Source organism: Thorsellia kenyensis, from assembly GCF_042432445.1.
GTDB lineage: Bacteria > Pseudomonadota > Gammaproteobacteria > Enterobacterales > Thorselliaceae > Thorsellia > Thorsellia kenyensis.
In genome coordinates, this window is sequence record NZ_JBHLXE010000059.1 from 1 (window position 1) to 12,527 (window position 12,527).

Sequence of the window (12,527 nt, forward strand, 5' to 3'; positions counted from 1 at the left end):
TGTAGATAAGCGATTGAAAGAACATCGCACCTATTTTGAGCCTAAAAATAAACTCTCAGAATTTGAATACCACATGCTGAATCGTTATCTGAATTGCGAAGAATATAAGCACCTATCGTCTATTCAAATCGTACCGAGACTCATGGATGATAAGGGTATTTATATTGCGTCAGAATCGACATTCTATCGTTTTATGAGATTAACTGGAAAAATACTCATCGTGGCAGTACGAGAAAACCTAGAGCGTCAAATAAACCCAATGAGCTTGTGGCAACAGCGAGCAATCAAGTCTATTGCTGGGATATTACTTACTTGAATTCCAATGTGAAAGGACAGTACTTCTATCTCTATATGTACATTGATATCTTTGATAAATACATCACGGGTTGGCAAGTTTTTGACTCAGAAAGTGCAGAGAATGCCTCTTTATTGCTACAAGATATTTATGAAAAAGAGTATATCCAACCCAATCAGTTAGTGATTTATTCGGATAACGGCTCTCCTATGAAAGGACAGAGTATGAAGGTTATGCTAGAGGAACTCGATGTCTTAAGTTCAGATAGTAGACCTAGGGTAAGTAATGACAATCCCATGTCAGAATCGTTATTTAAAACCTTAAAATATAACGCATTATTACCATTAAAACCGTTTGATACTATACAAGAAGCTAGAGAATAGGTGTATCAGTTTGTTCAGTGGTATAACCATGAGTACTTACACAGCAGCAATCAATTTATTACCCCTGCTGATAAACGCGTAGGTAAGGATGTGGCTAAATTACAGAAAAGACAAGAGGTAATGAACCGCAAGAAAGAAAGCCATCCTAATAGATGGGCTAAAGGGCATATACGTGATTGGAGTCCAATAACTAAAGTGACGCTTAATGAAATGCCTGAAAAGGAAAAACAAACGGTGTAGCTTAGTATTTAAAAATTATAAATAACGCGATGCTCGACTTTTTTGTTGCATAATTTGGAGGGAGATGGCATAACTTACAACTAATTAAGACTGTAATCATAATTGGGAGTAAAGCTATGCCATCATTAGTAGATTATATTATCTATACTTTTATTAAGATAGACGATAGCTTAAATAAAATACTGGAAGAATACGATAGACCTCTTAGAGCAAGAGGGTTCAAGCCAAAGCTTTCAGATAGCGAAGTCATTACAATGGAGTTCATTGGTGAATTATTTGGTATTGATAGTACTGTAGGGATTTGGAGATACTTTAACCAGCATTGGACTGACTTATTTCCAAATCTCTCTTCCCGTAGTCAATTTGCCAAACAGTGCCAAAATCTTTGGGTTGTTAAACAAAAAATATTGGAAAACCTTAATTCGTCTGGGTATTTATTTCATATTATTGACGGATTTACAATCGCTGTTTGTCATAACAAACGGATTATCCATTGCAAACGATTTAAGGGAGAGGCAGCTAGGGGTTACTGTGCTTCTAAAGAGCAGTATTACTACGGAATCAAAGACCATCTCGTTGTTAATCAAGATGGTGAAATTGTTAATTTTGATGTGACTCCCGCAAATATAGATGAAAGAGAGATGCTAATAGAGTTACTTGAAGGTAAAACAGGGTTAGCATTAGGGGATAAAGGCTATTTAGGGGCTGAGACAGCGGAACAATGCACAAAGCATGGGATTGCTATTGAAACACCCGTTAGGAAAAATATGAGAGATAAACTCCCTAAAACATTAGAAATTTTTGGAATGATAAAAGAAGAATTATTGAAAGTACAATTGGTCAACTTGCTGAAAAATTCAATATTGAAAGAACATTTGCAAGAACAATGCTGAGCTTTACTAATAGGCTGAGTAGGAAAATATTATCACATAAGCTGGCCACCCTGTTCAATAAAGAACAAGGTAGACCCATTTTAAGTATCGCAGATCTCGCATTTTAAAAGTCGAGCATCGCGTTAAAAGACTATAATTTGATTGGAAATGTGTCATCTACTTTTCAACCAAACTTTAATCAATATATTGATCTTGTGAATCAATGAGTTCTTTAAATTCTTGTGAATGATAAATTTTAAAGCAAGCACTACTTTCAACTATAGCATGATGTTTATAAGTATTAAGATGAGCCACTTTATTTTTAGTAAAATAATCTGCTATAACACGATAAGGATCATGTGTATTTTCAAAAGTTTCTTCATTTTGTATGATTTTATGCCTACCATTAGTAAAATAATGAAAAGCTCCAGCATAATGAGTTAAATCTGATTTTAATTTACTCTCTTGAGGATCTATATCATTCAGGCAATGAATTAATCCATAATCCATAAGTTGCTGTCTGGCTTGCTTGATGTTTTCTTCAAGGATAGACTCATGCATCATATCACTTGGTAAGATAAAAGGGCTATTAGCCAGCAGGATCAGCAAACTCATTTTTTTGTATGCGTTGTACACAATTTGTCCTTATTAAAAATCAATAGAATTTACATTTAACTCACTGCAATCAATTTCGTTATGAATTATAGAGTTTCCCCAAACATAAGCATAGTTAACAGGCGGTATTAATTTAAAAGTATTAAGAATACGATGACGAAATTCTTCAATGGGTAGACTAAGTGTTGCAGCATTTTTTTCAGGGATATCACACTCAGTAATTCTTTGAAAATCGATCCATTTTAGATCATTATCAACAAACTCAATGAATTGAATATTGTGCTCAAAATAATCCCCAAAATCAGCAATTTTTAAAAGTGCGTAAATAAATTTGTCTGGATTATTTTTATCAAGAGATAGCTCGATAACATAGCATTTTGCACTGATTTCTTCCTCGCTAAATTTTGGATTAAATTGACAATACGAACCAAATTCTCGCAAATGAATATCTAACCGTATTTGTTTCATAAATTCTTCAGTCAGATGATGATTTTGAGGAATAATTTTAATGTCTCGGTAAATATCTTCTTTATAAAAATCTAAAACTGCTGTTTCATTATCATAAATCTCTTTAGACGTTTCATTACCGTCATGATTTATTTGTAAATCACTATTTTCCTTAATTATTTCAACATCGGCAGACGAAAATTTATTTTGCTCAGCAATATCTGCTAATGTGTATAATTTTTTCCTGGCTGTATTACCGAGACTTGCTAGGATGTCATAATCAAACTGATCTGCTTTTATTTCTGCTGTTAATAGCCGTTCAATATGAAAATGAGTGATATATTTTGTTGCTGAGAAAAAAGAACCCATTAAGAAAAAAAGTGTTGCTAGTGATGAAAGAATGGCTAGGGTATTAATTTTATCGATATGCTTTTTTGCTAACTGATACACTATTAGAAAAAAAATATTTTTTCCCGTATCAAAATTTGAAGAGTCTCGCGGATGGCTAGTTGAGTTGAAACTGTCATTACTGATTACATAATCTATCATTTCCTCTGATTCTGACTCTCGGTTCTTAGTTATTACCATTTCGGCACGATTAATTTTGAAGAAATAAAATAGAGCTAAAACAGCTAAGCCTAGAAAACTTAGGACGTAAATACACATTAGGAGTAATGCTATAGAAGTATTAAAAAGATAAAGATTTAAATAACGTTCTATATTGTTATTGTAGAAAAATAGAAGTGAAAAAGTTACAACAGTAATACTATATGAAAAGTACTTAAAAATGAATAGTTTCAATTGTTTATTGCTAATTTCTTCTTCGGTTTTTTGGGTGAATAAAGATTTTTTAAAATAAGTTTGTAATGAGCAGAGAACCATAAGAGAAAAAAAGATAAATAAAATGGTATTAAAAACTTCATATAAAGAACTTCCTTCATAATTGAAAACTAATAGCCATAAAATTCCAGCACAAATGATGCCAGCTGTTTTTAAAAAAAGAGCAGCCAAACGTATTAACATTAGAATGAGATTTGAACGCGTATGAGCCACAAAGATGATAGAGCATAGAATTAAATACAATAAAAAATAATTTATTATTTCCAGATAAAGTGAATTTTCAATGAATATCAGGCTAAGAGGAAAACTAATCAATTTTACTAATGGAGTCAGTAATCCCGTTAAGATTAGGATTATGAAATTACGCCATAAGCATAAGGTTTTATTAAAACTCGTTTGTGTTAATTTAATGCCAGAGACCCATAATTGACCATAAGGCAGTAAAAAAAAGTTTAGTGTAAACTGCGCTAACCAAAAAATAAAAGGACTAAAATGAGTGATTGATTTGTCGAAGTAATGAATGTGATTTAAGCTAAATGTAGCTGTTAAAATTACCATAACAATTGAAAAAAGTGCACTTTTTAAGAGGCTCAGAGTGTAAATCCGATTATTACTCATGTGAGGGACTAACATAGCAAAGTTAACAAAAAATATGCTTAATAATTGTATTTCATTTGCTTGATAAATAAATAAGTCAAAATTATTTTGTATTGATAGATGACCGATGAAAATGCTGTTATTGATTAATAACAAAAAAAATAAAAAAACAACTGCGCATGAAAGGATAATTTTCCCTAATTGTGAAAACGGCTTATCTAATTCTAGCTTATTTTTCATGATTTTCCTCAGTGATAGGTTCTTTATAAGCTTTCATGTGATTAATATAAAAAATATCACCCAAAAAAGAGACCGTTTGAAAGTCAGGTTCTAGTTTCTTAAACCCTTGCTTTATTGCTTCTTTATACTCTTCCGGTGAGTTAATAATAATCTTATCCTGATGTAAAACAGCGTACTCATTTGCATCAGTGACATGAAATTCCTTTAATGTGACTTCAAAGGTCTGACTGTTAATACTTAATAATTTAGAGGGTATTGGTAAAATAAGTGGGTCATGATAATAAAATATTGCATAAATAGGCTTGTTTGGTTGATTTTTATAGGGGTATATTACTTGAATAAAACAGGTAGGTTCTTTAACTTTTGCTAACTTGTAATCTGAATATTTAGTCAAACATTCATATATAGTGAATTTATCTAAATAACCTATGATAGCATCAAATTCTTCTTTAGATAGATTAGTTCCCTCTAAGGCAAAAATATTATTACCTTGATTCATCATTTTTTGTTTTTTTAGGTCTAAATCCGAGATTTTTTTCATATCATCTGATGCTAAATTAGCTTGCAAGATTACCTTAGAATCTTTATTTTTAGCCTTTCTTTCATCCTTGTCTAATGCAATAAATAACTCAAATGAAAGGATGATGAAAGTGATTAAAAAGGCAATAGTCCAGTAAATATATTTCACTTTGTAAAAGCAATTGTATTGGGATTCTGAGCTTAAAGGATGTGCCCCATCATTTTCGGAGAGTGAAGTGATTGAGGATTGCGGATTGCTGAACGAAATATCGAATTTTTGATTGCGAAGATAATATAAAATCAAAAATATGGCTATTTTTACATAATAAATAGCCGATAACAGGGCGCAAATGAATATCCATACATTAACGATTCTCCAATAGGCTGAATTCAGAGAAATTGTATTTTCAGGACTTAAGTTAAACCAGGAAAGGGTAAGGATAATACAAAAATGAAAGCAACTTAAAACGAATAAACAAGCTTTAAACTTATAGCGTCCTTTTTTTGTATTCATTAAGTCACTGGGCTTAAGACTAATTAAATAACAAAAAAGACAAATAAGGTAAAAAATTTGCATTCTGGCCAGTGTAATAGAATCTATAGAGTTACTATGTTGTTCAATAGAAAAATAAGATCTATAGAGATAAAAGACTGCAATTAACAAATACAAATTACTTGCTATTAATGCCAGCGGATTAAGGTAATAACCAATCGCTTGGTGAATTTTTGAAATGGTAACAATGATTTTACTATTTTTTTCTGCTACAGAAAAAAAATATGCAAGAATAAAAAGAGGTAAAAATATTGTTGTTATGCTGGAAAAAATAAGGGCTGGATCAATTAGACCTAGAAAAATAAAACATAGAGTAAAAGTTATAAATGAGGAAAAACAGGTAAATAGAATTTTGGATATGACGATTTGAATAATGTTTACAAAAGATTTTTCCTTCTTTTTTTTATAAAAACGAATGAAAACATTTTGTATAGTGATCAGAAACAAACCTATTAGAAAAGTGATTAAACTTTTTGGTAGTTGAGGGTATGAGCTGCTCTGTTCAATACTAAATGCACTGATGAGGAAAAGAGTAGCAGGCATCAAAAAGTGAATAAACACGTCACTTATTTTCTGCGGAGCGGTTATTAGTAAGCTAAATGTAAATAAAAAAAGCATTCCATGCACAAGTACTGGATAAGAAATACTTTTAGTAGCGGTAAGATAATCAGTTAAAGTCAATAGTTGCCATATCAAAAAGCCCATGATCGCTGCGATAAGCAACTCTTTATCCAAACGTTTTGTTACCTGTGAAACGGACATTGTCTTTGTTCCCTATCAGTAATAATGCAGTAATGATGTATTGATAAATTCTTTAAAATAGTCGCACAAAATAGGCGCTGTTAATAGCAAGCAAGTTGATAATAGATTTTGAGATTATTGATAATTTAGTGATTAATAAAATTATTATATAACAGTAATTTAGGTAATTTAATTTCGAGAAAGTTCAGGCGACACTAAGAATTGATAGACTCAGTATAGACTGCTTACTTAACCGTATTCATAAATTATTGTCTATAATGCATTTAGAACAGTAATTTGAATTATCGGTTGGAATATAAAGTACTGTAATTATTTGAATATTTACCTAAGACTCATATTATCTTACTATGAATTAAATGGCGTAATATTTATTAGGCAAAGTGTAGCGTATAAACATTGTAAATCAATAGACAATTATATGTAAATCGATATGTTTCATTGGAATTAGACTTATTTTGCTCACTTTTGAGAGTTTTTATTCTTTCTATCTGCGGATAATTTTATTAGTTTAAATAGCGGTTAAAAAGATAACACTGAGCATCTTTTTAGATGAGCTAACTTAACCAATCAATTATCGCTAAGTTATTAATTAAAAATTATAAAATAGCTAATAATTACAAATAATTACCACAAAAAATAAATTAGTTTATCATTATTAGATTAGTGAACATCTAAAATTTATGTAATAAAATTTATCAGATTCAGAGCACAAATTAGGAAAATCATTTAAAGGGGGAAAAATGAAATCAGAACGCTGTATTAATTTCAGAGAATTAGGTGGATACTTAACCATTACAAATAAAAAAATAAAAAAAGGTAAACTGCTTCGATCTGGCGCTCATCATCAATGCAAAGAAATTGATAAAGCATTTTTAAGTTCACTGGCTATCGATACAATAATAGACTTAAGGGGAAATAAAGAAAGGGCGCTTGAGACGACAAATTTGCAATTATTTAGTCAAAATAATAGCAATATAATCAACCACATTTTTTGGGATTATGATCTGAACTTTGATATAAAAACGCTTATTCAAAATGCTGAAAATAATCCAGAAACACTGATTGAAAAAGTTGACAGACTTTATATCGATTTTTATTCAAAATTGCCATTTGAATTTGGACCTAGGTTGTCGAAACTTTTTGATGAACTAAAACTTGGAAAAACGATTTTATTTCATTGCAGTGCAGGTAAAGACAGAACTGGTTTCATCGCTTTCATCCTGCTATCTATTTTAGAAGTAGATTATAAAATCATTATGCAAGATTATCTTTTAAGTGATGCGTGCCATAACAGAAGACAAATTATGGTGCCTTCTGATAATAAAGAAATTAAGACTGAAGAGGAAATGCTCTCAAGCAGCATCAATCCAATAGGTAAAATACCTGAAAAGTTAAGTAGGGCGCTTGCAGGAGTTAAATCGGAGTATTTAGATAAAGCAAGAATAACAATAAAAAAAGAGTTTGGTTCTGTCTTAGAATATGTAAAGCATTTTACCAATATTACGGATAATGAATTAGGGCTAATTAGAAACCATTATCTCTGTGAGTTAGGTTCTATTTTATAGTTCTTTGATATTATTTGCTATCGTATCGATTCGTATAAAATAGCGCCTTATTACAACGTCACTATCATTAAACCCAATAAGTGACGTTGTAACTAATTGAGGTGGAGACATTTGCATCAACTGGCATTTAAAAAAAGCTTTCTTAGATACTTTTTTTGAATCTATCACGCGATTAGTTTACGTCACAAACTAATCATTCTATTGTGATACGAATTGAGTATTGAAGACATATACAATGACACCCCTTATTCAGTTACTCGATAATCAAAATACTCAAGCAAAAATGTCTGGAATTTAATACGTATTTTCCCTTTTAAAAGAAACAAAAACCTAACTCTGAGCGTTCATGCATTGCTAGAAAATATAAATTAAACAACCATTAACAAAGAGAACAACAAATCATTGTAAAAGCTTGCATTTGTAAGCTTACGGTTTCTATTTAAGGCATTATAGAAAAAATATGAGCAAAAGGTTTAATAACAATTATTCTAATTCATAGGGATCTAGAACTATTAGAATCAAGGCTAGAGGTAGCCAAACTTAAATTAGGTATCTTCACTTTAAGTACGAATGATATTGATAATACACCAGATATGCATGAATTATTAAGTTTGTACAAATCACAACATTGAGTCGAGAGAGGATTCAGATTCTTAAAAGATCATTCATTCATGACCTCGTCATTTTTTGTTTAAAAACCAAGCTGCATACAAGTGTTATTGTTTTTAATGGCCACAGCACTCATGATTTATGCCGTTCTAGAGCATCAAATCAGAACTACACTCAAAGAGAATAAGAAAACCGTTACAAATAGTGTGAAGAAACAGACAGATAATCCAACGTTGAAATAGCGATTCTTGAAATTCACCAAAATTAAATGTTTGATAGTGGATAAAAAACTGTGCATATTAAGGGTATTGATGAAGTACATAGGTTGATCATCAGACTGTTAGGCGAACCATACGAGTTAATATATAAGCAGGTTAAAGAATGACCAATTTTAACAAAGGAAATAATTATAAAGCATAGTGCGCAAAAGCGGTTTAAGGGTTTGTAATTAAAAAAAAGTTTTGATGATTTATACTCCAAAAAATGGTATAAAATAAAATGGGCTAAAAAATAGAGCTAAATTGATTAGAAAAGCTATATTTTTTAAATTTGTATTTTCAATTTATTTTTTCATTTTTTCATTTCTTAAGGGGTATTGAATGCAATGGAATGATCCAACCTTTATCACCTTTTTGCTATACATCGCACTGATGCTTTTAATTGGATTTATTGCTTATCGTTCTACGAAAAACCTATCTGATTATATTCTAGGCGGAAGAAGGTTAGGCAGTTTTGTGACAGCTTTATCGGCAGGTGCATCAGATATGAGCGGATGGTTATTAATGGGGCTTCCTGGAGCAATATTGGTAAGCGGTTTATCTGCTAGCTGGATTGCAATTGGGCTGATCATAGGCGCGTATCTAAATTGGCGATATGTTGCAGGCCGTTTGCGGTTGCATACCGAATATAATGGAAATTCTCTCACGTTGCCAGATTATTTTGCAAATCGTTTTGAAGACAAATCCAATGTATTGCGCATCATCTCTGCAATAGTTATATTGATTTTTTTCACCATTTATTGTGCATCTGGAGTTGTCGCTGCGGCTAAATTGTTTACTTCGACGTTTTCAATCAGCTATGAAGAGGCGATATGGTGGGGCGCTAGCGCCACAATTGCTTATACGTTCATTGGTGGATTTTTAGCAGTTAGTTGGACTGACACAATTCAAGCATCATTTATGATTTTTGCCCTTTTATTGACACCTGTTATGATGATTATGCATAGCGATGGAGTGACAGCGTCACTCGATGTTATAAGAGCTTCAAGTGTTAGTTATTTGCAAATGATTGGTGATTTTAAGTTAGTTACATTACTCGGTATTATTTCATCTCTAGCCTGGGGACTTGGCTATTTTGGTCAACCACATATTTTAGTAAGATTTATGGCTGCTTCCTCCGTTCAAGCTATTCCTAATGCAAGGCGTATTTCTATGACTTGGATGATTTTGTGTCTAGGTGGCGCTGTAGCAGTTGGATTTTTTGGTATCTCTTTTCTAGAAACGACATTAGGCAGTACGCAAAAATCATATCTGTTAGATACAGCAGGTAATCAAGAACGTATTTTTATCATAGCAGCTCAGCTCTTATTTAATCCTTGGGTGGCAGGTGTTTTATTATCAGCAATATTAGCAGCAATTATGAGTACGCTTAGCTGTCAGTTACTTGTATGCTCTAGCTCCTTAACTGAAGATATATACAAAACATATGTTAGACCTCATGCAACTCAAACTGAACTGGTATGGACAGGGCGTCTGATGGTTCTTTTAGTGGCTATTATTGCGATATTGATAGCATCTGATCAAAATAGCAAAGTATTAGGTCTTGTTTCTTATGCATGGGCAGGATTTGGTGCAGCTTTTGGTCCTATAATTATCTATTCAGTTTTTTGGAATAAACTCTCTAGAAATGGCGCTATAACAGGCATGATTGTAGGTGCGGCGACTGTCTTAATCTGGGAAAACATTCCTTTGTTACAAAGTACTTTATACTCTTTAGTGCCAGGCTTCATTTGTTCTGCTGCATCTGTTTATATTGTTAGTCGATTTTTCAGTGAAGCATCCTTAACAATGCAGTCTCGTTTTGATAAAGTAAGCCGTGAGTATGATAAATTAATGAACTAATGAACTAATGAACTAATCAATTCACATATGTAAGTATGCAATTGTTATTAATATTTTTATCTTTTTGATAATTGCACTTATATTAAATACACTTGTTTCCGTAAATTTGTGTGAATAATTGAATCGGATAAAGGAAATGATAATGGATGATCTGAAATTATCTATAAACATCAATAATCTTCTAACTTCAAAAACAATTTAAAGTGAACATATTGAATATAAAGAGAGGGGTATCCTGAAGCTATTATTATTATTATCGAGTAGAGCGACCCTGAAAATAATTCTGTGTATCTGCCATTTTCATTTAAAGGTGATCTGTCAGACGATCACCAAATTCTATCATAAATCTACTCATTGCCTGCTTCCAATTTCGTATTGACATAGTCCATTTTTTAGAGGCTGCTTCATGGCTAGATAAACCACTTTTTTAACCGAATCTTCGTTAGGAAATACTTTACGCTTCTTGATAGCATGACGAATGACACTATGCAAGGATTCAATTGCATTTGTTGTATAGATAGCTTTTCTAATATCTTGCGGGTAATTGAAAAAAGTATTAAGATTTTCCCAATGAGACCGCCAACTTTTACTGATTTGCGGATATTTTCCATCCCATTGTTCTGCAAAAGCCTCTAAAGCGGATAATGCTGCTGATTCACTGACTGCTTGATAAACCTGTTTTAAAGAAGTTGTGACTGCTTTATAGTCTTTCCAAGCAACATATTTAAGGCTATTTCTTACCATGTGAATGATACACAATTGAATGTAAGTCTCCGGATAAACACTATTAATTGCTTCAGGAAAGCCTTTTAATCCATGAATACAAGCAATAAGAATGTCCTTAACGCCTCTATTTTTAAGTTCTGTGAACACTTAACCAAAATTTAGCGCCTTCGTTGTCAGCAAGCCACATCCCAAGTAATTCTTTTTTACCTTCAGAATTCACAACTAAAGCTAGAAAAATGGATTAATTACTAAGCCATTCTTACGGGCTTTGACGACGATACAATCTAAATAAACAATGATGTAGAGAGATTCTAAAGGCCTATTTTGCCACTCTAGTACTTGCTCTTTAACCGCATCAGTCACTTTGGAAATTAATGTGGGTGATACATCAGCATCATACATTTCCAAGGTTGCTAATGCACATTTGTGTTTGTTTCCAATCATGGTATCAGCTCCCCAGTCACCGACTCGTGTTCGGTTATTAGCTGCTTCTGGTCTTTCATCAATATCTTTTCTATTCGGTATACCAAACTTGCTACCCGTGCTACCGTAACGCTTTCTATAGGTCTTACCTTGATGTCGTAAATGCGTATACAAATCACCGCCAGCTTTTTTATCTGCTAAGATTTATTGGTAGACTGTTTCATGATGCAATTTAATTATGCCGTTACTTGCTAACCGTCCCACTATTTGTTCAGGGCTGCATTCTCGACGAAGGTATTTATCAATTTTTTAGTTATCTCAGCTGTCAATTTTACGTGCTTATGCATATCTTTATGACGTTGTAAGGCTTTGCTATTTGCTTGCTAATAACGATAGCCTCGTTGGCCTTTATTACGGTTTACTTCTCTGCTAATTGTACTTTGTTAACGCTCAAGATCTCTTGCTATTTGTGATAAAGACATTCCTTTTTTCAATGAAGTATTGATATAATGCCTTTCATCAAGACTCAGGTGATTGTAGCTCATTGTGTAGCCCTCTGCTTAGTTTGGTCGCTTAGCATTATATCTCTGAGTCTTAATCTTTTCGACCCTCAATTAATGTTACGCGACTGACAGTGGCTATGCACTTATTATAAGGTGTGCTGTGAAACCAATCATTAGGAGATTGGTATGCTTTATTTGTGATGATGGTAGACCCATCA

General features: G+C 32.4%; 9 protein-coding genes and 2 pseudogenes. 6 read left to right on the top strand and 5 right to left on the bottom strand.

The features are described from left to right. From ACFFIT_RS05580 to ACFFIT_RS05595, 4 genes and pseudogenes are all read left to right on the top strand, one after another. Nucleotides 1-316 (top strand): annotated as a pseudogene (locus tag ACFFIT_RS05580) (hypothetical protein); the annotation flags it as partial. Further along, a complete protein-coding gene (locus tag ACFFIT_RS05585; RefSeq protein ID WP_385876667.1) occupies nucleotides 268-678 on the top strand; it encodes a DDE-type integrase/transposase/recombinase in 411 nt (136 codons plus the stop codon). The pseudogene ACFFIT_RS05580 and the gene ACFFIT_RS05585, both read left to right, overlap by 49 nt. Next, complete coding sequence (locus ACFFIT_RS05590; protein ID WP_385876668.1) at nucleotides 679-918, top strand: hypothetical protein; 240 nt, start codon at nucleotides 679-681, stop codon at nucleotides 916-918. Between the two features lie 116 nt (nucleotides 919-1,034). After that, entirely contained in the window at nucleotides 1,035-1,811 is a 777-nt protein-coding gene (locus ACFFIT_RS05595; protein ID WP_385876669.1) for an IS982 family transposase, read from the top strand. A 174-nt stretch (nucleotides 1,812-1,985) separates the two neighbouring features. Here ACFFIT_RS05595 and ACFFIT_RS05600 read toward each other — a convergent pair whose 3' ends face one another. From ACFFIT_RS05600 to ACFFIT_RS05610, 3 genes are read right to left on the bottom strand one after another with little or no spacing between them, the layout of a single operon-like run. Further along, complete coding sequence (locus tag ACFFIT_RS05600) at nucleotides 1,986-2,426, bottom strand: hypothetical protein (protein WP_385876670.1); 441 nt, start codon at nucleotides 2,424-2,426, stop codon at nucleotides 1,986-1,988. Nucleotides 2,427-2,438: 12 nt separating this feature from the next. Next, nucleotides 2,439-4,529, bottom strand: a complete 2,091-nt coding sequence (locus tag ACFFIT_RS05605; protein WP_385876671.1) for a zinc ribbon domain-containing protein — start codon at nucleotides 4,527-4,529, stop codon at nucleotides 2,439-2,441. Continuing rightward, nucleotides 4,519-6,363 (bottom strand): hypothetical protein, encoded by a 1,845-nt coding sequence (locus tag ACFFIT_RS05610; protein WP_385876673.1) that lies wholly within the window; start codon nucleotides 6,361-6,363, stop codon nucleotides 4,519-4,521. The genes ACFFIT_RS05605 and ACFFIT_RS05610 overlap by 11 nt, the downstream gene beginning before the upstream one ends. 740 nt (nucleotides 6,364-7,103) lie before the next feature. Here ACFFIT_RS05610 and ACFFIT_RS05615 point away from each other — a divergent pair. After that, the gene (locus tag ACFFIT_RS05615) at nucleotides 7,104-7,928 is read left to right on the top strand and encodes a tyrosine-protein phosphatase (protein WP_385876674.1); all 825 of its coding nucleotides are present in this window, start codon (nucleotides 7,104-7,106) and stop codon (nucleotides 7,926-7,928) included. A gap of 1,208 nt (nucleotides 7,929-9,136) precedes the next feature. Continuing rightward, nucleotides 9,137-10,657 carry a sodium/proline symporter PutP gene (gene putP / locus ACFFIT_RS05620; RefSeq protein WP_385876675.1) on the top strand — a complete coding sequence of 507 codons (1,521 nt, stop codon included), beginning with the start codon at nucleotides 9,137-9,139 and terminating at the stop codon, nucleotides 10,655-10,657. A 304-nt stretch (nucleotides 10,658-10,961) separates the two neighbouring features. Here putP and ACFFIT_RS05625 read toward each other — a convergent pair. Both ACFFIT_RS05625 and ACFFIT_RS05630 read right to left on the bottom strand, forming a co-directional pair. Continuing rightward, nucleotides 10,962-11,788: pseudogene (locus ACFFIT_RS05625) on the bottom strand (IS256 family transposase); the annotation flags it as partial. Between the two features lie 461 nt (nucleotides 11,789-12,249). Further along, entirely contained in the window at nucleotides 12,250-12,351 is a 102-nt protein-coding gene (locus ACFFIT_RS05630) for a helix-turn-helix domain-containing protein (protein ID WP_385876676.1), read from the bottom strand. Between the last annotated feature and the right edge of the window lie 176 nt (nucleotides 12,352-12,527).

Excerpts from the sequence above, each read along its gene's own strand:
- ACFFIT_RS05595 (WP_385876669.1), top strand. The coding sequence starts at position 1,035 with ATGCCATCATTAGTAGATTATATTATCTATACTTTTATTAAGATAGAC.
- ACFFIT_RS05605 (WP_385876671.1), bottom strand. The coding sequence starts at position 4,529 with ATGAAAAATAAGCTAGAATTAGATAAGCCGTTTTCACAATTAGGGAAA.
- ACFFIT_RS05610 (WP_385876673.1), bottom strand. The coding sequence starts at position 6,363 with ATGTCCGTTTCACAGGTAACAAAACGTTTGGATAAAGAGTTGCTTATC.
- ACFFIT_RS05615 (WP_385876674.1), top strand. The coding sequence starts at position 7,104 with ATGAAATCAGAACGCTGTATTAATTTCAGAGAATTAGGTGGATACTTA.
- putP (WP_385876675.1), top strand. The coding sequence starts at position 9,137 with ATGCAATGGAATGATCCAACCTTTATCACCTTTTTGCTATACATCGCA.
- ACFFIT_RS05630 (WP_385876676.1), bottom strand. The coding sequence starts at position 12,351 with ATGAGCTACAATCACCTGAGTCTTGATGAAAGGCATTATATCAATACT.